Below are 23,273 nucleotides of genomic sequence, written 5' to 3'. Positions count from 1 at the left end.
CAGCCACATGGCTGACTGGCATGGCGCGGAGTATTGGCAACGGGAGGCGGCGCTGGACATCACCCCGGTAGCGCACGCGCCATCGGTTGTCAGACGAATGCGCACGCTTGCCTGGGTGCCGTCAGGGAACGGCGCTCACGTCCACGTCGATGACGCGAGGCTCCTCGGTGCTCGTCGTGCCGGTGACCGAGGGCATCACGGCGGACACCTGGAGCGTCAGCGCCCATTCGCCCGTGCTGAGCTGGGTGGGCACGTACTTCCAGGAGAGGTGCACGGGCCCGGCGGTCTCACCCTCGGCCACGAGCGCCTCGCGCGCCCGCTCCTCGATCTGCGCCGTCGTCAGGCGCGTCCGGAGCAGGTGGCCCGACCGGGCCAGGGCCGGCCAACTGATGAGCGCGCGCTGGAAGCTGCCATCCGGTCCGTGGGAGACCACCGCGCGGTGGCCCTCCACGCGAATGCCATTGATGGCGCGCATCACGAAGGTCTTGTGGCGGTGCAGCTCGGGCGCTCCGAGGACCCCGTTGTCCTCGCTCTGGGTGAACGACTTCACCTGCCGCACCTGCCCCAGCTCCGCCGTGGGGATGCCCCAGCGCTGGAGGCGGGCCAGGGCGTTGCGCTGCAGGAGCGCGGGGTCCTGCGGCGTCTCCGGGCCGCTGGCGACCTTGTTCAGCACCAGCACCTGGCCCTCGGACGGGTCACGCTCCAGCTTCCAGGACGGGGACTCCAGGCCCGCGCGGGAGCCCAGCGCGTCCGTCTGGGTGAAGGGCTCCGTCGTCCCCACCAGGCCGCGCTGCAACATGGCGTCGCCAAACGCCGTGCTGGGAAGCAGCGTCGTGGGAAGGCCTCCGGTGGGAGGCGTGGCGATCTCCGTGGAGTCGAAGATGAAGCCGACGGTCGCCCGGGCGGACCGGGTGGTGACGGCGGCGGGATCCATGAAGGCACCGCTGTCACAGCCAGCGGCGGCGGCGAGCGGCAGGACGGTCAGGAATCGGATGAGCAGATGGCTTTTCATGGCGGTTCGTTCTTTCGGTGGGAGGTCGATCGCGGCGGCGGTCACTCGGGCAGCTTCTGCCCGTTGTCGGGGTCGCAGCCCCCCACGTAGAAGTAGCTGGAGGCGCTCTTGCTGCCGGTGTTCTTGCGATCGTTCCAGCCGCCGGCCTCGAACATCGCCACGCGCTGCGCCTGGGTCTGTCCGAAGACGATGGACACCGGGCAGTCGTCGTTGTTCTTGCCGACCTGCCAGTCGTAGGCCTCGTCGATCCAGTTCTCGCCCACGCCGTCGACCCGTGAGTTCGCCACGTAGCGCCGCACGTAGCGCTTCACGAAGTTGCCGCACGACGAGTCACCGTGAAAGGCATTCCACATGCTGAAGCCGCTGGAGGGCGTCGTGAACTGCTGCCGGTACCCGCCCTGCTTCCAGACCTGGAAGTCGCCGGACTGACAGGCCTTCACGACGGCGATGTTCAGCTTGCCGTTGCCCAGGTTCATGTGGGTGTCCGTGACGGCGGAGCACGCATCCACGTTGGTCCCCATCACCAGCCAACTGCGCAGGTTCGCCTCGCTGTGGCCGCCGTGGGTGTGCACGAAGAGGACGTCCGCGTCGTCCACGCCGACGTTGGCCTGGGTGTCCTTCGCGTCGGCCGCGGGCGCCTTCGAGGCGTCGGTCCAACTGTCCGCGCGTGCCCCCGAGTTGTTGATCGTCCGGACGTCCGACCAGTATCCGGCGCTCACGAGCGAGTTGAAGTAGCTGGCGAACTCCGCCGCCGTCTTCGTATGGACGGAGTGCGACTTGGCATCGCACTGCCCCGCGCCGCCGAAGTTGGCGATGCCGTAGACATGGGTTTCGTTCGCCAGCGCCGCCGCGGGCAGGAGCATCGCGAGCGCCGCGGCCGTCCACGGGTGTGACTGCATCCGGAGTCTCATGGTCCGTCCTTCTCCCCGTCTGGGGTGTCGGTGATGGCCCATCAACGAAATCCGGCGGGAATTTCCCTCACCCCCCTTCGCGAAAACGCTCCGGAGGACTGCGCGAATCCGCACACAAACTCCGGCGCGGGGTCTTGTACGCCGGGTCCAATGGCTGTCCTGGCATTCCGCGTTTATCCATTCTCCCCTGCTCTCAGGGAGACTTCATGCCGACACCCCCGATGCGGCCTCACGACGTGCGGGCCGCCATCCGCGCTGCCGTCCTGGAACTGTGGTGGGTCGCGGATTGTGTCGTGCTTCCGGCACCGGCTGACGCGGCGCGCGGGACGGATGCCTTTGAGGTCTACGTGGCCACGCGGGGCCACCTGACCGAGCCGATGATCGTCCAGCACATCCGCACCCATTGCCCCCACAAGGTGGGGCCGCTGCACGTGTTCCTCATCCCGGCCATCCCTCCCCTGGACAAGGAGTCCGCCCTGCGGAGCTCCGGGCTGGGTGTGCTCGATGAGCCGGTGGTGGACACCTGGCAGAAGGTCGTCGATGGCCTCCTCGGCCCCGACACGTGGCAGGTGTCCGTCGAGGACCGGGCATTTCCGCCCGGGGTCCTCCGGCTGCGGCGTCCCCCACGGGCTCCGCCAGTGGCCTCGGGCCGCGCGACGTCCGCGCGAAAGTCCGGCCCCGCCGCCCGGCGGGCCTTCTCCGACGGAGGGCCCGCGCGGACAGGTCCGGAGAAGACGTTGGTGGACGTGCTCCTCTCCGCGGTGGAACAGGCTCCAGGGCAACGGATGATCCACGTCGAAGGTGACGGCGTGGACATGCCGGACACCTACCGGGAGCTGCTCGAACGGGCCCAGCGGGTCGCGGGCGGCCTGCGCGCCGCGGGGCTGCGTCCTGGTCAGACGGTGCTGCTCCAGCTCGCGGGGACGTTCGACTTCATCACCGCGCTCTGGGGGGCGCTGCTCGCGGGTGTGATCCCCGCGCCCTTGACGGTCCCCGCGGAATACGCGGACGGCATCCCCGGCGTCAGCAAGCTCGTCGCGGCCTGGACCGCGCTGCACCGGCCGCTCGTCATCACCCAGTTGTCGCGGCTGGACTCCCTCCGCTCCTTCGCCCGGGCCGCCGGCCACGCGCTGAAGGCCGCCCCCATCGAGGAGCTCACGCGCCAGCTCCCGGTCGAGCCCTACCGGGACGCGGACCCGGACTCCGTCGCGCTGCTGCTGTTCACCTCGGGCAGCACGGGGACGCCGAAGACGGTGCCGTTGACCCACCGGGCCATCGTCACCGAGACCCGGGGCAGCGCCCACGTGAAGCGGATGGGACCTGACGACGTGTCCTTCAGTTGGATGGCGCTGGAGCACGGCGGCAGCATCGCGATGATGCACACGCGAAACCTGCTCTCGCGCTGCGCGGAGGTCCACGTGCCCACGCAGCTCATCCTGGGTGAGCCGCTGCGGTGGCTGGACTGGATGGAGCGCTACCGGGCGAGCCTGAGCTGGGCGCCGCACTTCGCGTACGGGCTCATCGTCGGAGAGCTGTCCCGGCTGACCGGCGAGCGGAGATGGGATCTCTCCCGCGTGCGGATCCTGATCAACGGCGGCGAGGCCATCTCCGCCAGGGTCGCCCGCCAGTTCCTCCAGGCCCTGGCGCCCCACGGCCTGCGGCAGGACGCGCTCTGGCCCGCGTGGGGCATGTCCGAGACCTCCTCGGGCGTGACGTATGCCCGCGACTTCCGGCTCGACACCACGTCCGACGAGGACGAGGTCGTCTCGCTCGGGCCGCCCATCCCCGGCGTGCGGCTGCGCATCGTCGACGACGGCGACGCGCTGGTGTCCGAGGGGGAGATCGGCGCGCTGCAGATCCAGGGGGACACCGTCCTCCGGGGCTACGTCGACAACGACGCGGCCAACCGGGAGTCCTTCACCTCCGACGGGTGGTTCCGCACCGGAGACCAGGGCTTCCTGCTCGGCGGCCGCCTCACGCTGACCGGGCGCTCCCGCGACACCATCATCATCAACGGCGCCAACCACTTCGGCCACGAGATCGAGGCCACCGTCGAGTCGCTGCCGTTCATCGACCGCTCCTTCACCGCGGCGTGCGCGGTTCGCGCGGAGGGCGCGGTGACGGATCAGCTCGCCCTCTTCTTCCACCTGCTGCCGGGCACGAACGAGCAGGAGGCCCTGCAACGCATCCGCGCCGCCGTGGCTCGCGGCCACGGCGTCAACCCCGACCACCTGATCCCCGTGGAGCGCGCGGACATCCCCAAGACGGACCTGGGGAAGATCCAGCGGACCCAGCTCTCGCGCGGCTTCGCCTCGAAGCTCGCGGCCCGGAGGCCGGAGGCCGAGCACGACACCCTGCCCGCCTGGTTCTTCCACCGCGTCTGGCGCGCCTCGCCCCTGGACGCCACCGCGTCCGCCACGAACGAGCCCGTGCTCCTCGTCGCGGACAGCCGCGGGCTCGCCGAGGCCCTGCGGCGCGAGCTGGCCCGCCGTGGGCAGCCCTGCGTCACCGTCATCCCGGCCCTGGTGCCCGACGTCACCCGCGAGGGCCCGCACCGCTACCGCATGGACGTGGAGAACCCCGCCCACCACCGCGACCTCCTGCACGAGCTCAGGACGGCGGGCTTCACCCCCAGACATGTCCTCCACCTGGCCGACTCCGCCACGCCCGACGTGCCCGCGACGCCCAAGGCCCGCCAGGACGCCTGTCTGCGCGCCTGCGGCTGGATCGTCCCGATGCTGCGTGCGCTCGACGCGCTCGCGCCCAGGCAGGTCCTGCTGAAGGTCATCACCCTCCAGGGCCAGCGCGTCACCGACGCCGAGCCGGTCTACCTGCCCCACGCCGCGGCGCGCGGCCTGCTGGCGGGTGCGCCCCAGGAGCTGCGCTGGCTGCGCGTCACCCACCTGGACCTGCCCCGCGAGCAGCCCGAGGCGAACGCACGGCGCATCCTGTCGGAGGTCGACGCCCTCACCGTGGAACCCGAGGTGGCCTGGCGGGGTGAGCAGCGGTTCGTCACGAGAATGGTCCCCAGCCTCCCCGAGGGCGCGGTCCTCGACGCCGCCAGGAGCGAGGAGGGAGGCCTCGTCGTCGTCACGGGAGGGCTGGGCACCGTGGGGCGGCAGGTCTCGGAGTGGCTCCTCCGCCAGAAGCCCTCCCGCATGCTCATCCTGGGCCGGACGCAGGAGCCCGCGCTGTCCGATGAGCAGCAGGGAGTCCTGACGGTGCTGCGTGAACACGGCAAGGTGGACTACCAGGCCATCGACGTGCTCGACGCCGACGCCGTCCTGGCCGCCATCGAGCAGGCGGAGTTCCTTGCGTCCCAGCCGGTGAGCCGGGTGTTCCACCTGGCGGGCCACTACGAGGAGCGGCCCCTCCTGGAGACCCCGCCGCAGGCCCTGGCCACCGCGCTGGGCCCCAAGCTCGTGGGGGCGTGCAACCTCTGGCGGGTGGTGAGACAGCGGCCGGGCGCGCAGCTCGTCCTGTTCTCCTCCGCCGTCGCGACCCTGGGGGGCGCGTTCCAGGGGGCCTACGCCGCCAGCAACGCCGTGCTAGACGCCTTCGCCGAGCAGTGCCACCTGGAGGTCCAGGGGGAGCCGTGCGCCCCCGTCTGCCGGAGCATCGGCTGGAGCTACTGGCGTGGCGAGCGCACCCGGGACCTGGAGGTGACAGGCCAGGCCACGGCGCGCGGCTATGCCCTCATGGAGCCCGCGCAGGCCCTGGACTCCCTCCCCTTCGCGCTCTCCGCGCCACGGGCCTCCGGGCTCGTGGGGGTGCTCCCGGGCGGGCACCTCCTGCGCTCCCGCGTGGAGCGCCCGCCCGAGCCGCTGCGGGCCGTGGTCGCGCGGGGACCTGGCCGGCTCAAGGAGGCGGCGCGGGCCGCGGTCGCGCCCATCCGCGTCACGGATGCCTCGGGTGTCGGCGTGCCCGTCACCGTCGAGGAGGCCACCAGCGCGGCGCGGCCCGCCTCCGACACCACCGTGTCGACGCGACCGCTGCGCAAGCTGTTCGCGGACGTGCTCGGACAGCCGGACGTTGGAGACACGGACGACTTCTTCGAGCGCGGTGGCAACTCCATCCAGCTCGCGCGGCTGCATCGCGGCGTGGAGGCACTCTTCCAGCGCGAGGTTCGCTGGGCGGACATGCTGCGCTGCCGCACCGTGAAGGCGCTCGCGGAGCTGCTCGCGGGCGGCGTGGCCCAGGAGACCCGCTTCCTGACGAAGGACGGCCTGCGCTTCGCCTACCGCGTCGTGGCGGGTCCGGAGCGGCCGTTGACGGGCTCGCCCATCGTCATCGCCAGCGGCGCCTTCCAGGACATGTACGCGATGCCCAAGCTCGAACGGCTGCTGCACCCCCTGGGCTCGTTGATCATGGTCGACCTCCCCGGCTCGGGCGTGGCGGACGACCTGCCCCCGGAGCGGGGCTTCGACTTCCTGGCGGACTGCATCGAACACCTGCGCGAACATCTGGAGGTCCCCAGGCTCCACATCGTCGGCATCTCCTATGGAGGCTCGACCGCGTATGAGTTCGCGCACCGCTACCCGGAGCGCGTCGACCACCTGGTCGTCGTCGGCACCTCGGCGGAGCTCCCCGAGGGCTCCATTGCCCGGTTCGACGTCAACGCGGAGGTGATCCTCGAAGGCCAGTTGGAGTCCTTCATCCAGAAGCTGGTGGCCGCGACGATGGCCCAGGATCCGGCGCACCACGTCCGGGAGGCCGAGTCCACCCGCCAGCTCGTCGAGAAGGCCTTCCACCAGGTCACCCCGCGAGAGGCGCGCCGCTACACCCACGTGCAGAACCGGCTGCTGGTGACGGCGAGGGATCCCCGGCACAGCCCCATGAACCGCCCCGCCCTGGTGTTCACCGGGGAGTACGACCCCATCACGCCGCCGGGCTACGTCCGGCGGCTGGCGGAGACCATCCCCGGAGCCCTGTTCACCACGGTCCGCGAGGCCGACCACCTGGTCCTCATGGAACGTCCCGAGGAGATGGCCGACCTCATCCGCCGCTTCCTCCAGGACCTGGACCTGGGCGGGCTCGACTACACCTCCGCCATCGAGCAACCCACGCCCCCCAGGGTGGAGAGGACGTCGGAGCGGATGATCAGGGACGAGGTGGGATAGCCAGAGGGCCTTCAGCGCGCCGGCGTGTTCCACCGCTCGACCATCAGGTCGATGAAGCGCCGCACCTTCGCCGGCAGGTGGCGCTTGCTCGGGTAGAGCGCGAGGATCGGGACCTGCTCCGTCTCACAGGACGGCAGCAGCGCCTTGAGCCGCCCGCTCGCCAGGTCTTCGTCGACCAGGAAGCCGGGAAGATAGGCGATGCCCAGCCCCGCGACGGCCGCGTCGCGGATCGCCTCGCCGCTGTCGAGCCGCAGCCGGCCTCGGCCTTCCACCCTCACCGGGGAGCCGCCCTTCTGGCGCAGCAGCCAGGGCTGGCGTCGCGTCCGGCTGCTGAAGACCAGGCACTCATGGGCCGCCAGGTCCTCCGGCGTGCGGGGCTCGCCGCGCGCCTCCAGGTAGGCGGGCGCCGCGCAGACGAACACCGGGTAACGGGCCACGGTCCTCGAGACCAGGCGCGTGTCGTTGCTGGAGGCATTGATGCGCACCGCCAGGTCGTAGCCCTCCTCGATAATGTCCGAGACCCGGTCGGAGAAGCTCACCTCCGCCTGCACCTCGGGCCAGGTCCGCAGATAGTCCCGCAGCAAGGGAAGGACATGCAGCCTGCCGAACGCGGCGGGCAGCGTGAGCCGCAGCACCCCTCGGGGCGTCCCCGTGCGCTGCCCGACGCTGGCCTCCGCGTCGTCCAGCGCCGCGAGGACCTGCTGGCAGTGCTCATGAAAGACACGGCCCTCGTCGGTGAGGCTCAGGTGACGTGTCGTGCGGTTGAGCAGGCGCACCCCCAGGCGGGATTCCAACCGGGCCAGGGCCTTGCCCGCCGCCGAGCGCGTCAGTCCGAGGGCCTCTCCGCCCCCCACGAAGCTGCCCGCGTCCACGATGGACATGAAGGCGAAGATCTCATCCAGGTGGGCGCGCTTCATCGATGGCGCGCGATTGTAGCGACCGGGTCGCGGGAGAGGGGAACGCTGTTCCCCAGTGGCCCCGGTATACGGGTCCGGCACCCACCTCCCCTCTGGAGATCATCCATGCCCGTGACCCTGCTCAACCCCGAAGGAATCATGAAGCCCGACGTGTACCGGCAGGTGGCCATCGCCACCGGAACCCGGCAGGTGCACATCGCGGGACAGGTGGCGTACGACGCGGAGGGCCAGTTGGTGGCTCGCGGCGACCTGGCCGGACAGGTGGCCCAGGCCTACCGCAACGTCGCCATCGCCCTCGCCGCCGCCGGGGCGACGTTCGACGACGTGGTCCGGCTGACCATCTACGTGGTCGATTGGAAGCTCGAATCGATGCCGGCCTTCCTCGCCGGTCTCGAGCAGGTCGCCAGGGAGTTGAAGATCACGCCAGCGCCGGCCTCGCTGATCGGCGTCTCGGTGCTCTACGAGCCGGGCGTCCTGGTCGAGGTCGAAGCCACGGCCGTCGTGGGCTGAGCTTAAACAGACACATTGCCCGTCTGTGTTTGGACTCCCCGCCACCCTACCCGCCCGGAGGGGGCGCGCCGACCCCAGACGGCCGTGTATGCGCAGACCCGTGGAAACCCCCTAGCCGCGCCTCCAACGCGCTGTGCAACACGGCCAGATCGCAATCCTCCGCACACACGGGAATCACCCGTTTTGCTCGTTCTGATTTGCAGTTAAATACAGACCAGTGTTAGGAATGCGGCGGCTTCGGCCAACCCCACACAATCAACTCAGGAGTAGTCCATGACGAGGAACGTGAAGCGTTTCCTGGCCGCCTCCCTGTTGTCCCTCGCGCCGTCGGTTGCCCTCGCCGGCCCGGCCGACCTCGGGTTCCCTGACTTCCTGTCGCAGCGCAGCGAGTACGTCAGCGTTCGCGAGGGCGCGTTCGAAGTTCCGCAGGTGAAGGGCGGCGCGTCCATTGGCGCGGCCCTGGAGAACTTCTTCGTCTCCAACCAGAGCGGCGCCACCATCTCCCTGGGCCTCCAGGTCGTGAACGGCACGTTCAACGGCGTGTTCTCGCCCTATCCCGTGCCCACCGCGAACCTGGGCGGGTTCCAGATCAGCGCCCCCGCGCCGGCCCCGTCGTTCTCCCAGCAGTACTACTGGACGGTCGACCCGGCGAACCCGGCCGGCGTGAAGACGTGCGTCTGGCGCGTGGACATCGCGGACTCCGCCGGGACCTGCACCGCGACGGTCTATTACGGCACCTACGGCGGCGCCGTCTGTGCGCTCGACACCATCAACTCCTTCATCGACGTCAACACCTGCCAGGCGCAGATCGTCACCATCATGCAGTGACGTGAGCCTCACGCCGCCCGGGGCCCTCGCAAGAGGCCTCGGGCGGTGCCCGAGGATGGCTTTGCTCCCGGGAGACGACCCATGAGGCGCGAGCATTGGCATTGGCGTGTCGCCACCACCCAACGGGAACTCGATGACGCCGCCCGCGTCCGCTGACTGTCTTTGGCGGGTGGAGCAGGCGCCGGGCGTGGCGCTGCTCGGGCCCGGAGAGCTGAAGTCCATCCCCGCGCCCTGAGCGTCACCCGGCCGCGCCGCGCCGCGTCCTCCGACACGGTGCTCCGGCGGAGGGGGCGTCCGAGGATGCCCGACGCGACCTCGCACAGCTCACCGAAGTCGAGCGCCTGCGACGCCGTGAGCGGCGGCGTCGGCCCGTCGAACCGCCCCTCGTTCGTCAGGACCACCGCCGCCGCCTCCGCTGGGCTGGGACATGCACGTCGCCTTCGGGCTCAGCCATCCAGGGCTGTTCGCGCTCATGTGCAGCGACCTGGAGCCGGCGCCCGAGTCCTCCGGGGTCAGCACCGGCAACGACATCCTGCGGCGCCGCATCCGGAACATCGCGCTCGCGGGCCGGCCGCGGGTCAGTGAGGAGCGGGCGCTCGGGCTCGTGTCGTCGATGTGCAACGGCGCGGTGCTCACGCTCCTGCGCCAGCCCGAACGGCACCGCGACCTCAAGCTGTCCGACGCCGCGCGAGAGACGGTCCTGGCCGCGATCACCACCGAGGCGGCGTCGCCGGCGCACACGGAGGCCCGTGCAGCGGCCACCACGCTGCGAGCCTCCCTGGACCGGCTCACCGTCCTGACCCCGGGCGAAAGCGCGCTGCTGGGCGAGCTGCTGGCGCGCATCACCGACGCCGGGTGACCGCGCGCGTCGTCTACGGCATCGGCCGCGAACCGGAGGAAGGCGCTTCCGGGACCGCGGGCCAGCCGTTGGGCCAGGTGATGGCGTCCACGAGCATCACCCGGGCCGTGTGGGCGCTGTTCCACGCGTGGTAGACCATGACCGTGTCCCCGCCGGGGCCGGTGACCACCGAGTTGTGGCCGGGCCCCACCCAGCCGCCGCCCGTCTTGAGGATGGGGTTGCCCAGCTTCGTGTAGGGCCCCAGCGGACTCGTGGCCCGGGCCACGCCCACGGCGTAGGTGCTGTTGGCGTACGAGTTGCCGCTGTAGAAGAGGTAGTAGGAGCCGCCCCGCGCGACGACCCACGGCGCCTCGACGACGCCGCCCTCCCAGGAGAGCGTGTTGCTCATGAGCGTGCGGCGCGTGCCGGTGAGCGACAGCCCATCCGCCGACAGCGCCTGCCCGTAGATGGGCGTGGGCTGCCCCACCGCGTTCCCGTCCGCCTTCCACACCAGGTAGGGCACGCCCGCGGTGTCCTGGAAGAACGTGGCGTCGATCATCCCCATGCCCACGTCATGCACCAGCGGCTGGCCCAGGTCCGTGAAGGGCCCCAGCGCGCTGGTGGCCGTCGCGGCGCCAATGGACAGCTTCCCGTCCTGGTGGCGCGCGGTGAAGTACGCGACGAACCGGCCGCCCACCTTGTGGATCTCCGGCGCCCAGAAGTCCCCCGTGGCCCACGTCGGACGGCGCGTGGAGGGGAAGATGTTGCCGGCCGCCGTCCAGGTGACCAGGTCCCTGGACGTGCGCAGCGGGAACGCATTGGCCGCGCCCCCGGACGTGCAGGCCGCGACGTACTGCGTGCCGTCATGGATGACGCCCGGGTCCGCGCAGTCCACGGGCACCACGGGGTTCTGGTAGAGCCCGCCACAGCCCGTGTAGCGCAGCGAGAGGCCGCACGCGTTGGTGCCGCTGAAGTACGGCGACCAGTCGTTCGACAGCACCGTGTACGAGTTGGGCGAGGCGTTGATGCAGCCCCGGTCCCACGTCACGCGGCCCCCCACGTCGTCGTACTGGGCCGGGTGCCCCGAGGGGTGCAGCCACGTCGAAGCGTAGGTGACGCGCGTCGCGCAGGCGGTGGCGCCGGAGCAGTCCGTGTCGAGCGCCATCACACAGGCGTTGGACCCGGTGAAGTACGGCTTCCAGCCGTTCGACAACACCGCGTAGGAGTTGGTGCCTTCGTTGACGCAACTGCCGTCCCAGGTCACCAGGCCGCTCGCGACGTCGTACTGCTCCGGGTGCCCGGGGTGGATCCACCGGTCCCCGTACGTGATGCGCGTCGAGCACGCGAGCGCCCCGCTGGACGTGGCCACGGGAGCCTCGTCCATCAGGGCGCCGTCGAGGCGCTCCTCACCACACCCCGCCGCGAGCGCGGCGAGGACGACGGCGGAAGACAACAGGGGGTTCTTCATCGATGGACCTCCGGGCCCGCGAAGACTTGGAAGTCCATTTTATCAGTTTTTACTGGTTAGCGAACCTCCAGCTCGTAGATGCGCGTCGCCGGGTCGCCGTTCTGGGACGGGGTGGTCACGTTGAGCTTGATGTAGCGCGCGGACGTGGGGCTGATGGCGTGGGTGGAGGTGTTGGCGGTGTTGCTGGTCACCGTCACCGGGGTGCTCCAGGTCGTGCCGTTGCTGGAGGTCTGGAGGGTGAAGGCCCGGGTGTTCCAGGTGCTCGCCTCGCCGCCCGCGCCGGCGTGCTGGACGGTGAAGCTGCTGACCGTCTGCACCGAGCCCAGGTCCACCTGCAGCCAGGCGCCGGACACCAGCGAGCAGAACTTGTCGGTGGTGCCGCCGGAGACGCTCCCGTTGACCGCGCGGGCCGGCGTCTCGCTGCTGTTGCAGGCGGTGGAGCCGGTCGCCGGCTTGTTGAGGGCCAGGTTGGCGTAGCCCGCGCCGACCGAGACCGTCTGCGTCCGGGTGTGGCTGGCGCCGCCGTTGTCCGTCACGGTCAGGCTGACGGGGTAGTTGCCGCCGCTGGCATAGACGCGGCTGGGGTTCGTCGCGGTCGAGCCGCCGCCGTCGCCGAAGCTCCAGCTTCGCGAGGCGATGGTGCCGTCGCTGTCGCTGGAGGCGTCGCTGAAGGTCGCGGTGAGCCCGCTCACGGTGACGCTGAAGTTGGCCACGGGCGGGGTGTTGCCGCTGACCGCCGTGTTGATGGCCGCCGCGTACTGCGCGCTCGTGCCCTGCGCCACGCACTTCTGGATGTCGTCGTACAGCCAGATGAAGCCGCCGTGGATGCCGGCGCTGCTCTTCCAGGTGCTCATGCGGCTCTGCACGGAAGCAGGGCTGTCGCCGCTGGCGCAGTTGGTGCCGTGGCGCGACCACAGGCCCGGGTCGACGGTCATGCCCATCGCGGTGTTCCAGCTCGCGGGGTTGTTGCCGGCGCCGCCGTCGTAGACCTGGAGGTAGATGGTGTCGACCGCGGCGCCGAGGTTGTCCTTCAGGCTCCGCCAGAAGGTCTGCTGGGTGTAGGGCGCGAAGGTGATCTTGAAGCCCTGGCCGATGAGCATCTGTCCGAACTGCGTGGTCGGAGCGAGGTCGTAGGCGCTCTCGTCGTCGAAGTTGACCGCGTCCGCGCCGGTGGCGGCCTTCAGCGCCTGGAAGTTGCGGTACAGGATGCTGTTGGTCCCGGTGCCGCAGACGAGCGTGCTGCCGCAGCCGGCGGCGGTGCCGTTGACCAGCCGGGCCATGCGCTCGAAGTCGGGGACGCTCCAGGCGCCAATGGACACCTCGATGCGATTGACCGAGGTCGGCGCCGTCTTGAGCGTGGCCAGCCGCGTGGGCCAGGCCGGGTCACCGATGTAGGCGCCATTCCTGACCACCGGGATGTCGTTGTAGACGAGGTCGCCGTTGTCCTCGATGTGGAAGCTCCAGAGGATGACGGTGGTGAAGCCCGAGCCGCGCAGGTCGTTCATCACCGCGGTGCCGCCCGAATAGAACGGGCCGCCGCCGTAGATGGCCGAATCCGCGAGGGCCACTGGCGAGACCGTGGCCAGCGCGAGGGCAAGGCAGGACGCGAGGTGCTTCGACTTCGGCATGGTGGTGCTCCCCCTGTCGCCAGCGTGGGCGACAGAGAGACATTGCGAGCACGGAAACCAGCGAGTCAATCATGTCCAGACTAATTGGAATATGCCGGGGACAACAGCCAACCAGGCCGTGGGCGGCTGTTCGCGGAAGTGCGGCTCCGCGTCCGGTGGATCAGCGGTAGCGTGGGCGGCCCCCGAGGAGGACCGGATGCTCGCCTGCGTGGACGTGGACTACCGCCCTGACGTCACCGTGGCCGCGTGCGTCCTCTTCCGCCAGTGGACGGACGCCCGGGAGGCCGGGCACCTGGTGGACCGGGGCCCCATCGCGGCCCCCTACGAGCCCGGCCAGTTCTACCGCCGCGAGCTGCCGCACCTGCTGCGGGTGCTCGCGGACGTGAAGGAACCGCTGGAGGCCATCGTCGTGGATGGCTACGTGTGGCTCGGGCAGGGCGTGCCCGGCCTGGGCGCCCACCTGTACGAGGCGCTCTGCGGCGCGGTGCCCGTCATCGGCGTGGCCAAGACGCCCTATGTCACCACCGGCCCGGCCCTGCCCATCGTGCGGGGACAGAGCCTGCGTCCCCTGCTCGTCACGGCCATCGGCATGGAGACCGCGACCGCCGCGGAGCACATCCGGCGGATGCACGGCCCCTCGCGCATGCCGACGCTGCTCAAGCAGGTGGACCGGCTGTGCCGTGAGCCCTGACGGAGCGCCAAGGACGTGCTAGCCCAGCGCCATGGACCGCCCCCGCCGCCCCACCGCCTCGCCCTTCGAGCTTCCGCCCGGCGCCGCGTTCACCTGGCACTCGGAGAGTGACGAGCCCGCGCCCACGCGCCTGTCGCCCGTGGACGACACCCTCCGCGCCGACACCGCGCTCAAGCGCGTCCGCCGGGGCGAGTTCCTGCGCTACACCGGCGACTTCCACAACGCGAAGCAACTGCTGGGCGCGCTGGGCCGGCGGCTCGAACAGCCCTGGCAGGCCCGCTCACCGCTGGAGGCGTTCCGGGCCGAGCGCCGCGCGCGGCAGCAGGAGCACGCGACGCTGTCGCGCATCGTCGTCGCGCTGGACCGCGGCTACCGCCTGGAGCTGGCGCGCGCGCCGGACGTCGCGGAGGCGTGCCGGCAGGTCTGGGGCGAGCCCACGGAGGACTTCACCGTCGTGCCGCTCAAGCAGTTGCTCGGCATGCTCGGGGCCGCGGAGTGGCGGCGCAAGGGCCTGGAGGTCCCGGGGCTGAAGGGGCTGCTCCACCCGCACTACGGCGTCTACCTGCCCACGCGCACGGACTACGTGGAGCTGCTGGCGGCCGTGCCGGACGTGAAGGGCAAGCGCGTGTTCGACGTGGGCACCGGCACCGGCGTGCTGTCCTTCCTCCTCCTGCAGCGCGGCGCGGCGTTCGCGCAGGCCACGGACTGCGACTCCCGCGCGGTGGCGTGCGCACGGGAGAACGCGGAGCGGCTGGGCCTCTCCCAGCGCTTCCAGGTGGCGGAGGCGGACCTGTTCCCGGAGGGACGAGCGGACCTCGTCGTCTGCAACCCGCCGTGGATCCCCGAGCCGCCGAAGAACCGGGTGGACCGCGCGGTGTTCGACGAGGACAGCCAGTTCCTGCGCCGCTTCCTCGAAGGGCTCCCCGCCGCGCTGAACCCGGGCGGAGAGGGGTTGCTGATCCTCTCGGACCTGGCGGTGCTGCTGGGCCTGCGCCCGCCCGGGTGGCTGGAGGAGCAGTTCGAGCGCTGCGGCCTGACGGTGGCGTGGCGAAGGTCCACCCCGGCGCGGCACTCCAAGGCGAAGGACAAGGCGGACCCCCTGCACGCCGCGCGCTCCCGCGAGGTCACCACCCTCTACGGCCTGGTGCCCACCGCCAGGTAGCCAGGGCGCGCCCTCAGGAAGCGGTTCGCGTGGCCACCTCCAGGGCCGCGGGAATCCGCTCCCGCATCCACGCCACGAACCGGCGCAGCCTCGCCGGATGGAAGCGCGCGGAGGGATAGAGCAGATACATGGGTAGCGGCGCGGCCCGCCACTCCGGCACCAGGTGCAGGAGCCGCCCGCGCCGGAGCTCCTCCTGGAGCACCCAGGACGAACCCACGCAGACGCCCAGGCCCATCACCGCGGCGCTGCGCAGGGCATAGAGGCTGTCCGTGCTCACGCGCGGCTGGAAGACGATGGGCTGGACCTCGCCGGTGGCCACGTGGGTCAGCGGGATTTCGTGGCGGTAGAACGTGCGCAGGGACAGCCAGGGCAGCCTCGCGAGCGCGTCGGGGTGCGCCGGCAGGGGCCCTCCCGCCAGCACCGAGGGCGCGGCCACGACGATGCGAGGCACCTCCGCCACGCGGATCGCCACCACGCTGGGGTCCTGCACCTCGCCGACGTGGATGGCGCAGTCGATGCCGTCCGCGATGAAGTCCACCGGCCGGTCATGCAGCAGCCACTCGACGGAGACTCGCGGGTGGCGGCCCAGGTACTCCGTCAGCGGCGCCACCAGCAGCTCCTGCCCGAACGCGTGGGGCACCACGACGCGCAACGTGCCCTCCGGCTCGTCGCTCGCGCCGCGCAGGTCGGACTCGAACAGGGCCCAGCTTGCCAGCAGCTCCTTCGCCCGCTCGTAGCAGCGCGCGCCGTCCTCGGTGAGCTTCATCGCGTGGGTGGAGCGCTGGAGCAGCCGCAGCCCCAGCGACCGCTCGAGCGCCTGGAGCCGGCGGCTCACCGTCGGCTGCGTGGTGCCCAGTTGCGCGGCGGCGGAGGACAGGCTCCCCGCGTCCACGATGCGGATGAACGTCTGCATCAGCTCCAGCCGGTCGGCGCTGGCGGGCACGGGAAGCCTCGGCGGGGCTCCGCGCCGCCGGGCCGGCTTCGAGGGGTGGGGCATGAGGACCTGCTCCAGGCGGGGTGATACGCAACGCGTATAACCGCTGTACGGCGCACGCGTCTACCGTCCCCGTCCCCTCTGGCGCACTGTCACCTCATCGCGCAGCACCCGAGGTGAACGTCATGTCCTTCATTCGCGTCGTACATGGAACCGCCGGAGCCGGCGCCCTCCCCTCACCGGCGGTCTCCGCCCCCCGCGCCTCCCTGTCGCAGGGACTGCGCCTGCTGCTGGCCACGAGCGCGGGCCTGTCGGTGGCGTCCATCTATTACAGCCAGCCGATGCTGGGGGTGATGGGGTCCACCCTGGGCGCCTCCGGCACCGCGGTGGGCCTGGTGCCCATGCTCACGCAGTTGGGCTACGCGCTGGGCATCCTGCTGCTGACGCCGCTGGGCGACCGCTTCGACCGGCGCCGCATCATCCTCATCAAGGCCGCGCTCTTGAGCGGGGCGCTGCTGCTGGGCGGCCTGGCCCCGGACATCCAACTGCTGCTGATGGTGAGCTTCGCCGTGGGCCTGACGGCGACGGTGGCGCAGGACATCGTCCCGGCCGCCGCGACCCTGGCCCCCGAGCACGAGCGCGGCAAGGTGGTGGGCACGGTGATGACGGGCCTGCTGCTCGGCATCCTCCTGTCCCGCGTCATCAGCGGCGTGGTGGCCGAGCGCTTCGGCTGGCGCGCCATGTACGGGGTCGCCGCCGCCAGCGTGGCCTTCATCGGCGTGGCGGCCTGGCGCGGCCTGCCCCGCTTCCACCCGACCAACACGCTCTCCTACGGCGCCCTGCTGGGTTCGCTGGCGGGCCTGTGGCGCAAGCATGGCGCCCTGCGCCGGGCGGCGCTGGCCCAGGGGCTGCTCTCCATTGGCTTCAGCGCGTTCTGGTCCACGCTCGCCGTGATGCTGCATGGCGCCCCGTTCCACCTGGGGAGCGCGGCGGCCGGCGCCTTCGGGCTGGCGGGCGCGGCGGGGGCGCTGGGCGCTCCTGTGGCGGGCCGCATCGCGGATCGCTACGGGCCGGAGCGCGTCACCCGCCTGGGCGCGGGGCTGACCGTCCTCTCCTTCGCCACCATGTTCGCGGCGCCGTGGCTCGAGCCCCATCACCGGCTGTGGCTGATTGGCGCCAGCGCGGTGGGCTTCGACCTGGGGGCGCAGATGACGCTCGTCGCGCATCAGACCCTCGTCTTCGGCATCGAGCCCGCCGCCCGCAGCCGCCTCAACGCGGTGCTGTTCGTCGGCGTGTTCCTCGGCATGTCCGTTGGCGCGGCGACAGGCAGCCTGGTGCTGGCGTGGTGGGGCTGGGTGGGCGTGACGGTGCTGGCGACGGCCTCCGCGCTGGCGGCCCTGGGCGTCCGGCTGCTCCCGGCGGCCCGCTGACGGCGCCGGCACCCCGCCCCGTCCCCTCACTGGGGACGGGGCGCCCCTGCCCCGCTACTGCACGGCCTGTTCGGAAAGGATCCGCACGTTGAGCGCGGCGTTGGCGAAGAACTGGCTGTTCTGGCCCACGCGATGCTGCTCCAGCCGGCGCTGGAGGTTGACGTCGTAGCGGCCCAGCTTCATCAGCCCGTCGTTGAACCAGCCATCCCCCTGCCCGGTGCCGTCCACGTATTCCGCGTACACCCTGGGCGAGGGCCAGATGACGGTGTTGAGCGTCACGACGAAGCGGCGGATGTCCGCGTCCGTCCACTCCATGCCCGCGTCGTGGGCCTCGACGATGAACGCCACCACGTTGTTCGCGTGCGCCACGTCCTGGCCGGGCTGGACGTCGGTGTCCCACTTGTCGTTCCAGAACCAGGCGGCCGGGTGGTCGGGGTTGGGCGACAGCTTGTCGCGCAGGGAGGACGGGAAGTTCGGCATGCCGTGGTTGATGTTGTCGAAGACCTCCAGGTAGCGGGCCTTGCGCGCCGGGTCGTTGGTCATCCGCGACAGGTCCATGGCGATGAAGGCCCAGTGCGCGGCCATGTGCGTGCGGTTGCGGTAGACGAAGTCATTCGCCCCACGCTGGAACCACTTGTCGAAGATGTTCCGCTCGGTGAACGCCAGCAGCCGGTCGTACTGCTTGCGGTAGGTGGCGGAGGCGTAGAGGTCCGGCGTCTCGCGGATGACGCGCAGCATGCGCGTCACGTAGCGCCAGCAATAGGTCTCATAGAGCGGCACCTCCTGCCCGGCCGGGGAGGACAGGGATGAGCTCCAGCCCAGGTACCCGTCCCGGAACTGGCTCCGGGGAAGCGACGAGGAGACGCGGGCGGAGGCCACCAGGTTGTTGACGTAGAGCAGGGCCCGGTCCAGGTACGCCCGCTTCCCGGTGGCCCGGTACATGGCCGTGTTGGCGTCCAGGCCGTAGGCCAGGTTGTAGAAGTCCCAGCTATCGCGGGAGTTGCTCCAGGGCAGGAAGGTCTGCAGGTGCTCACGGCCTCCGCTTTGCTGGAACATCTCCTCCCAGACCGCGACGGGACGAAGCCCCGCGGGAGCCGGAGGCAGCGCGGGGGGATTGGGAGGAAGCGCCTCCGCTTCGGGAGCAGCGGCGGGCTCCATGGGGAGGGCCTGCGTTTCGGGGGACTCGATCCTTCCCATGGGCTCACATGCACTGCAGAACAGCAGTGAGAGCATCAAGACCGGGAGACGGATCCAACGAGAGCGGCACGAGCAGCGGGGTTTTGACATCGGGGGTCCTCGCTTCAGGTCGATGTGGCCCGCAAGGGTATGGGCGCGAACGGACCCGCCCAACGCCCCCCAGGGAACGGCCGCCCTTCCAGGAACGGACTCCCGCATGCCCTGGACGCCTGCCTCCTCACGGCGCGCGGTCCGGGCCTGGACAGACGCAGTGTCCGGCACCGGTCGCGCCCGCCAGGGCATGGTCGAAAATCAGGACACGCCCTAGAGACAGCCCAGCTCCATGGCGCGGAGCACGGCGCGGGTGCGGTCCCTGACGCCCAGCTTGGACAGGATGCTGGAGGTCTGGTTCTTCACCGTGCCCTCCGCCGTCCCCAGCGCGTCGGCGATCTCCCGGTTGCTCAGCCCCCGCGCGATGAGGCGCAGCACCTCCACCTCGCGGCGGGTGAGCCCCTCCGGCAGGTCCGCGTGGGGGAAGTCGCGGGGCAGCTCCGCCATGCCGCGCGCCACGCGCTCCGCGACCCCTGGCGGCAGCAGCGTCTGACCGGAGGCGACGCGCCGGATGGCCTCCGCCAGCTCCTCCAGGGACACGTCCTTGAGGAGGAAGCCCTGCACGCCCAGCCGCAGGGCCTCGATGAGGACGGCGTCCTCGTCGAAGGTCGTGAGCAGCACCACGCGCCGGTCCGCGTCCGTGTGCCGCAGCGCGCGGAGCGCCTCCAGCCCCGTCATCCGCGGCATGCGCACGTCCAGGAGCACCACGTCCGGGTCCAGCTCCGCCACCTTGCGCAGCGCCTCCTCGCCGTCCGAGGCCTCGCCCACCACCCGCAGGTCGGGCGTGAGGTCCAGCAGGCCGCGCAAGCCCTGGCGCACCAGGGCGTGATCATCCGCGAGCACCAGGCGGACCGTTTTCATGTCCCCACCCCACGCTCCCGCGCGGCGGGCAGCCACGCCTCCAGCTCCAGTCCCTGCCCCGCCGTCGCGCGCCACTCCACGCGCCCGCCCAGCCGGGTGAACCGCTCCCGCATGCCGGTGAGCCCCGCGCCGGGCGTCACCCGCACCGCGCCGCTTCCGTCGTCCCGCGCGTGCACCCGCACCCCGCCGTCCTCCGTGGGGGCGATGACCACCCACAGGTTGCGGGCCCCGGCGTGGCGCAGCGTATTGGTGAGGACCTCCTGCACGCAGCGGAACAGCGAGTGCGCCGCGTCGGTGGACTCCAGGGCCAGCGCCTCGGGGACCTCCAGGTGGACGGCGAGCCCCGGGGCGCCCTCCGCGAGCGCGCGCAGCGAGGGCAGGAGCGGCATGGGCGCCTCGCGCAGCGCGGTCACCGTGCGCCGCACCTCGGACAGGAGCGTGCGGGCCGCCTCGCGGGCGCGGCGCAGGTGCTCGGCGGCGGCCGTGTCCTTCGCGGTGTACGCGGCGGCCTCCAGGTTGAGGCTGAGCGCGGTGAGGTGGTGCCCCACGGAGTCATGCAGCTCCCGGGCGATGCGCAGCCGCTCGCCCTCGCGCTCACGCGTGGCGAGCAGCACCTGGGTGGCCTGGAGCTCCGCGTGGACGCGGGCCAGCTCGCGGCGGGCCTCGGCCTCCCGGACCATCACCAGGGCCGTGCCGAAGGTGAAGCCCTGGAAGCCGGTGTAGATGAGCGTCTGCACCAGGGCCTGGACCGGCGGGCGCTGGACCGCGAACACGACGAGCATGCCCAGCACCTGGGCCCCCACCCACGCCAGCGCCCGGCGCTGCGGGAGGATCTCCGGCACCTGACCGGCGGTGATGGCGAGCAGCGCGCCGTCCAGCCCGGTCTCCCCCGTGGCGAGGCAGACCAGCGCCGCGAGCGTCTGCGCGGCGAGCAGCGGCAGCTCTCCCCGGCCCTGCACCCGCGTCTGGAGCCAGAACGCGCCACCGAAGGTGAGGAGCGCGAGCGCCCACGCCAGCGTGTCCGGAGCCAGCCACCGCGCGGGCTCCCGCGCCAGGTCCTCGGCGTGCGCGAAGCCGACCACGGCCCAGGTGAGCATCCCGGCCACGAGCAGCATGCGATGGGTGGTGGGGGGCTTCGTCACGAAGGACCGCGCGGGCATGGCGGAGGACCCTAGGCCACCCGGCGCGGGGGGGCCATGTGCCGGAAGTCACATGCGGGCCGTATGACTTCCGCCAGATGGAGGCACCCGCGCCGGCGCGTACCTTGCGTCCCGGACTCGCAGCACGTCGGAGGCACCCGTGTCGCTCTATCTCTTCGCCCGCTGGCTCCACATCGCGTCGGGGATCATCGCATTCGTCACGCTCTGGCTGCCCCTGGTGGCGCGCAAGGGAGGCACCCTGCACCGGCGCGTGGGCCAGGTCTACGTGGGCGCGATGATCTCCTCCGCCATCTCCGCGCTGGCCATCTCCGGATGGCGCTTCATCCAGGCCCCGGGGGAGCAGGCCATGGACCTGTTCTTCATCTACATCGCGGTGCTGAGCGCGGCCTCCGCGTCCATGGGCGTGCGGGTGATGAGGACGAAGGCGCGCACCGGGGCGAGCACCCACCCGCTGGACGTGGGCCTGTCCACGCTGCTCCTGTGCCTGGGGCTCTTCACGGAGGCGTACGGGCTGCGGATGGGCGTGCCGCTGCTGTGGGGCTTCGCGCCGGTGGGCATCTTCTCCGGGGCGACCGGGCTCTGGTACTGGATGCGGCCGCCGCAGGACCGCATGCACTGGTGGTTCCAGCACATGGGCGCCATGGTGGCCTCGGGCATCGGCACCATCACCGCCGCGCTGGTGGTGAACGCCAGGCACCTCGGCATCGAGGGCCTCCAGCTCGCCGTCTTCCTGGGCCCCACGGTGGTGGGCGTGGTGGGGCTGAACCTGTGGACGCGCTACTACCGCCAGCGCTTCGCCCGGAAGGCCCCGGCGGCAACGGCTCCGGCCGTCCCTGCGTCTCCCCTGGCCGGGAGGTAGGCCCCCCGGGGCTCCTATGCGGCCGGGTTGGGCTTCTTCTTCGCGGGCGCGGGCTTCTTCTTCGCGGGCGCGGGCTTCTTCCCGCGCGTGGCGATCTCCGCGAGCCGCGCCTGCACCAGCCTCTTCACCAGCTTCGCCGGGAGCGGCTCGTCCGGGAGGAAGGTGACGCCGCTCTTCGACGTGGTGTACCCGTCCAGCTCCAACGCCAGCGCCGGCACCACGCCGCCGCTGAAGGGGTAGTAGCCGCAGTGGTGCTTGAAGAACGCGAAGCCCGCCACGGCGACCCCGTCCACCTTGAAGGTGGGCATCTGGTAGCTGATGGTCTCGGTGGCCTTGGGGAGCAGCTTCCGCAACTGCGCGCGCAGGGCGCTCAGGGTCTTCTTCGCCGCCGGGTCGGTCACGCCCGCCAGATAGGCGTCGATCGTCAGCGGGGCTCGGGTCTTCGTCGCCATGGCGGCTCCTGTCTGTCCGGAAGCGAGGGTGCGACGAGCATGGCATCATCGATGGCCGGCCCCCCAGCGGAAGAGAGCCCGTGAGCGTCGCGACAGTCGATGAAGGTCCTTTGCGGGGCCCGAGCTTCTTCCTCAGCCGGACGGCGCTCCGCTCGCTCGCGTTGGCGCATCGCGACACCTACGGCACCGCCCGGCCCCATCCGCACGTCGTCATCGACGGCTTGCTGGGGGAGCGGCTGGCGACGGAGCTGGCCGGCGTCTTTCCGGGCGCGACCGGGGCCCCCTGGATGCGCCGCGATCATCCGGAGCAGGCGGCCCGCCTGGGACAGCTTCAGCGCAAGGCCTTCGAAGGCGTGCACGGCGCGCTCCGGCACCTGCTCGCGGAGCTCTCGGGCATGGCGTTCCTCGACTTCCTGGAGACGCTCACGGGCATCAAAGGGCTCATCGCGGATCCGCACTTCCGGGGCGCCGGGCTGCACCTCACGTTGAGAGGCGGTCATCTGGCGCTCCACGCGGACTTCAACCGCGACCGCACCCGAGCGCTCTCACGGCGGCTGACGGTCCTCTACTACCTGAACCCGGGCTGGGAGCCCGCGTGGGGCGGCGACCTGGAGCTGTGGAACGCCGACCTCACCCGGTGCGAGGCCCGCATCGCGCCGGTGCTCGATAGACTGGTCGTGATGGCGCACGGCGACACCCACTGGCACGGCCACCCCGCCGCGCTGGCATGTCCCGAAGAGCGGGGACGGGCCACGGTCGCGGCCTACTTCTACACGGCGGAGGAATCCCCGGACGCGCCAGAGGCCCACAGCGCCCTCTGGGCACCCCTTCTTCGCTAGGGCAGGTAGTTGGATGCAAACAGGGTTCTCGACACTTCAATGTCAAACATACCCATAAGGTCTGGCACCCTGTCCAACGCCGGCAACCTGCCTGTCAAGGCAGGCGCCTCGATGCCGGCGCGATAAACGGCCGAATCCGATTCACCTCCATTGACAAGAACCGTCTGCCCGGAAATCGCCACGCCGGTCTTGCACCAGACGGCGAAGTGCTGACAATTGTTATCAAGCAAGGAGTACCCGCCCATGCCGATCTTCTCGATGGCTCTGGCGCAGGTCGCTCTCCCGCTATCATCCGCTTCCGGTTTAGCCGCCGCTCCCGAGAGAAGCCTCACGCTTCCGTCGTTCGCGCTCTCGGCGCTGCTGGCG

General features: G+C 71.2%; 21 protein-coding genes. 10 read left to right on the top strand and 11 right to left on the bottom strand.

Translation table 11 applies throughout. The features are described 5' to 3' along the window. Positions 1-121: 121 nt before the first annotated feature. Together K8612_RS21235 and K8612_RS21230 are read right to left on the bottom strand one after the other, a co-directional pair. Positions 122-1,012, bottom strand: a complete 891-nt coding sequence (locus K8612_RS21235; protein WP_223763624.1) for a hypothetical protein — start codon at positions 1,010-1,012, stop codon at positions 122-124. A gap of 41 nt (positions 1,013-1,053) precedes the next feature. Further along, complete coding sequence (locus K8612_RS21230; RefSeq protein WP_223763623.1) at positions 1,054-1,923, bottom strand: hypothetical protein; 870 nt, start codon at positions 1,921-1,923, stop codon at positions 1,054-1,056. A gap of 293 nt (positions 1,924-2,216) precedes the next feature. Here K8612_RS21230 and K8612_RS21225 point away from each other — a divergent pair, with 293 nt between their 5' ends. Continuing rightward, entirely contained in the window at positions 2,217-7,043 is a 4,827-nt protein-coding gene (locus K8612_RS21225; RefSeq protein WP_223763622.1) for an alpha/beta fold hydrolase, read from the top strand. A gap of 11 nt (positions 7,044-7,054) precedes the next feature. Here the strand turns inward: K8612_RS21225 and K8612_RS21220 are convergent, their stop codons facing one another. After that, positions 7,055-7,960, bottom strand: a complete 906-nt coding sequence (locus K8612_RS21220; protein WP_223763621.1) for a LysR family transcriptional regulator — start codon at positions 7,958-7,960, stop codon at positions 7,055-7,057. Positions 7,961-8,065: 105 nt separating this feature from the next. Between K8612_RS21220 and K8612_RS21215 the strand changes: the two genes are divergently transcribed. The 4 genes from K8612_RS21215 (at position 8,066) to K8612_RS21205 (ending at position 10,157) form a co-directional block, all read left to right on the top strand. Continuing rightward, on the top strand, positions 8,066-8,470 hold the full coding sequence (locus K8612_RS21215; protein ID WP_223763620.1) for a RidA family protein: 405 nt from the start codon (positions 8,066-8,068) through the stop codon (positions 8,468-8,470). 273 nt (positions 8,471-8,743) lie between these two features. Then, positions 8,744-9,298: a hypothetical protein gene (locus K8612_RS21210; protein WP_223743518.1), complete on the top strand. Its 555-nt coding sequence runs from the start codon at positions 8,744-8,746 to the stop codon at positions 9,296-9,298. 106 nt (positions 9,299-9,404) lie between these two features. After that, positions 9,405-9,533 (top strand): hypothetical protein, encoded by a 129-nt coding sequence (locus K8612_RS38980; protein WP_255671960.1) that lies wholly within the window; start codon positions 9,405-9,407, stop codon positions 9,531-9,533. A gap of 192 nt (positions 9,534-9,725) precedes the next feature. Beyond that, a complete protein-coding gene (locus K8612_RS21205) occupies positions 9,726-10,157 on the top strand; it encodes a hypothetical protein (protein ID WP_223763619.1) in 432 nt (143 codons plus the stop codon). Positions 10,158-10,170: 13 nt separating this feature from the next. Here the strand turns inward: K8612_RS21205 and K8612_RS21200 are convergent, their stop codons facing one another. Then, a complete protein-coding gene (locus tag K8612_RS21200) occupies positions 10,171-11,604 on the bottom strand; it encodes a glycoside hydrolase family 43 protein (protein ID WP_223763618.1) in 1,434 nt (477 codons plus the stop codon). Positions 11,605-11,660: 56 nt separating this feature from the next. Next, positions 11,661-13,232, bottom strand: a complete 1,572-nt coding sequence (locus K8612_RS21195; RefSeq protein ID WP_223763617.1) for a discoidin domain-containing protein — start codon at positions 13,230-13,232, stop codon at positions 11,661-11,663. A gap of 196 nt (positions 13,233-13,428) precedes the next feature. On the opposite strand from K8612_RS21195, the gene K8612_RS21190 reads away from it, so the two are divergent. Together K8612_RS21190 and K8612_RS21185 are read left to right on the top strand one after the other, a co-directional pair. Beyond that, the gene (locus K8612_RS21190) at positions 13,429-13,923 is read left to right on the top strand and encodes an endonuclease V (protein ID WP_255652485.1); all 495 of its coding nucleotides are present in this window, start codon (positions 13,429-13,431) and stop codon (positions 13,921-13,923) included. Positions 13,924-13,954: 31 nt separating this feature from the next. Then, complete coding sequence (locus K8612_RS21185; protein WP_223743510.1) at positions 13,955-15,085, top strand: class I SAM-dependent methyltransferase; 1,131 nt, start codon at positions 13,955-13,957, stop codon at positions 15,083-15,085. Positions 15,086-15,098: 13 nt separating this feature from the next. On the opposite strand, the gene K8612_RS21180 is transcribed toward K8612_RS21185, so the two are convergent. Then, on the bottom strand, positions 15,099-16,082 hold the full coding sequence (locus K8612_RS21180; RefSeq protein ID WP_223763616.1) for a LysR family transcriptional regulator: 984 nt from the start codon (positions 16,080-16,082) through the stop codon (positions 15,099-15,101). A 122-nt stretch (positions 16,083-16,204) separates the two neighbouring features. Here K8612_RS21180 and K8612_RS21175 point away from each other — a divergent pair, with 122 nt between their 5' ends. Then, a complete protein-coding gene (locus K8612_RS21175) occupies positions 16,205-17,449 on the top strand; it encodes an MFS transporter (RefSeq protein ID WP_223763615.1) in 1,245 nt (414 codons plus the stop codon). Positions 17,450-17,503: 54 nt separating this feature from the next. On the opposite strand, the gene K8612_RS21170 is transcribed toward K8612_RS21175, so the two are convergent. The 3 genes from K8612_RS21170 to K8612_RS21160 form a co-directional block, all read right to left on the bottom strand. Beyond that, on the bottom strand, positions 17,504-18,646 hold the full coding sequence (locus K8612_RS21170) for a hypothetical protein (RefSeq protein ID WP_223743507.1): 1,143 nt from the start codon (positions 18,644-18,646) through the stop codon (positions 17,504-17,506). Positions 18,647-18,949: 303 nt separating this feature from the next. Continuing rightward, positions 18,950-19,597 carry a response regulator transcription factor gene (locus K8612_RS21165; protein ID WP_223763614.1) on the bottom strand — a complete coding sequence of 216 codons (648 nt, stop codon included), beginning with the start codon at positions 19,595-19,597 and terminating at the stop codon, positions 18,950-18,952. After that, positions 19,594-20,757 (bottom strand): sensor histidine kinase, encoded by a 1,164-nt coding sequence (locus K8612_RS21160; RefSeq protein ID WP_223763613.1) that lies wholly within the window; start codon positions 20,755-20,757, stop codon positions 19,594-19,596. Before K8612_RS21160 ends, K8612_RS21165 begins: the two co-directional genes overlap by 4 nt. Positions 20,758-20,896: 139 nt before the next feature. Here K8612_RS21160 and K8612_RS21155 point away from each other — a divergent pair, with 139 nt between their 5' ends. Next, positions 20,897-21,616 (top strand): DUF2306 domain-containing protein, encoded by a 720-nt coding sequence (locus tag K8612_RS21155; protein WP_223743504.1) that lies wholly within the window; start codon positions 20,897-20,899, stop codon positions 21,614-21,616. 14 nt (positions 21,617-21,630) lie between these two features. Here the strand turns inward: K8612_RS21155 and K8612_RS21150 are convergent, their stop codons facing one another. Next, a complete protein-coding gene (locus K8612_RS21150) occupies positions 21,631-22,068 on the bottom strand; it encodes an iron chaperone (protein ID WP_223743503.1) in 438 nt (145 codons plus the stop codon). A gap of 80 nt (positions 22,069-22,148) precedes the next feature. Between K8612_RS21150 and K8612_RS21145 the strand changes: the two genes are divergently transcribed. Next, positions 22,149-22,907 (top strand): 2OG-Fe(II) oxygenase, encoded by a 759-nt coding sequence (locus K8612_RS21145; RefSeq protein WP_223763612.1) that lies wholly within the window; start codon positions 22,149-22,151, stop codon positions 22,905-22,907. On the opposite strand, the gene K8612_RS21140 is transcribed toward K8612_RS21145, so the two are convergent. After that, positions 22,904-23,273, bottom strand: a 370-nt coding sequence (locus K8612_RS21140; RefSeq protein WP_223763611.1) for a lecithin retinol acyltransferase family protein, incomplete at its 5' end; no start/stop codon positions are given. The genes K8612_RS21145 and K8612_RS21140 overlap by 4 nt on opposite strands.

This window comes from Corallococcus sp. AS-1-6 (assembly GCF_020037015.1).
Lineage (GTDB): Bacteria > Myxococcota > Myxococcia > Myxococcales > Myxococcaceae > Corallococcus.
This window is presented reverse-complemented; position numbering and strand designations above follow the sequence as displayed.

Coding starts and splice junctions, on each gene's coding strand:
- K8612_RS21235 (WP_223763624.1), bottom strand. CDS start 1,012: ATGAAAAGCCATCTGCTCATCCGATTCCTGACCGTCCTGCCGCTCGCC.
- K8612_RS21230 (WP_223763623.1), bottom strand. CDS start 1,923: ATGAGACTCCGGATGCAGTCACACCCGTGGACGGCCGCGGCGCTCGCG.
- K8612_RS21220 (WP_223763621.1), bottom strand. CDS start 7,960: ATGAAGCGCGCCCACCTGGATGAGATCTTCGCCTTCATGTCCATCGTG.
- K8612_RS21215 (WP_223763620.1), top strand. CDS start 8,066: ATGCCCGTGACCCTGCTCAACCCCGAAGGAATCATGAAGCCCGACGTG.
- K8612_RS21210 (WP_223743518.1), top strand. CDS start 8,744: ATGACGAGGAACGTGAAGCGTTTCCTGGCCGCCTCCCTGTTGTCCCTC.
- K8612_RS21205 (WP_223763619.1), top strand. CDS start 9,726: ATGCACGTCGCCTTCGGGCTCAGCCATCCAGGGCTGTTCGCGCTCATG.
- K8612_RS21200 (WP_223763618.1), bottom strand. CDS start 11,604: ATGAAGAACCCCCTGTTGTCTTCCGCCGTCGTCCTCGCCGCGCTCGCG.
- K8612_RS21195 (WP_223763617.1), bottom strand. CDS start 13,232: ATGCCGAAGTCGAAGCACCTCGCGTCCTGCCTTGCCCTCGCGCTGGCC.
- K8612_RS21190 (WP_255652485.1), top strand. CDS start 13,429: ATGCTCGCCTGCGTGGACGTGGACTACCGCCCTGACGTCACCGTGGCC.
- K8612_RS21185 (WP_223743510.1), top strand. CDS start 13,955: ATGGACCGCCCCCGCCGCCCCACCGCCTCGCCCTTCGAGCTTCCGCCC.
- K8612_RS21180 (WP_223763616.1), bottom strand. CDS start 16,082: ATGCCCCACCCCTCGAAGCCGGCCCGGCGGCGCGGAGCCCCGCCGAGG.
- K8612_RS21175 (WP_223763615.1), top strand. CDS start 16,205: ATGTCCTTCATTCGCGTCGTACATGGAACCGCCGGAGCCGGCGCCCTC.
- K8612_RS21170 (WP_223743507.1), bottom strand. CDS start 18,646: ATGGGAAGGATCGAGTCCCCCGAAACGCAGGCCCTCCCCATGGAGCCC.
- K8612_RS21165 (WP_223763614.1), bottom strand. CDS start 19,597: ATGAAAACGGTCCGCCTGGTGCTCGCGGATGATCACGCCCTGGTGCGC.
- K8612_RS21160 (WP_223763613.1), bottom strand. CDS start 20,757: ATGCCCGCGCGGTCCTTCGTGACGAAGCCCCCCACCACCCATCGCATG.
- K8612_RS21150 (WP_223743503.1), bottom strand. CDS start 22,068: ATGGCGACGAAGACCCGAGCCCCGCTGACGATCGACGCCTATCTGGCG.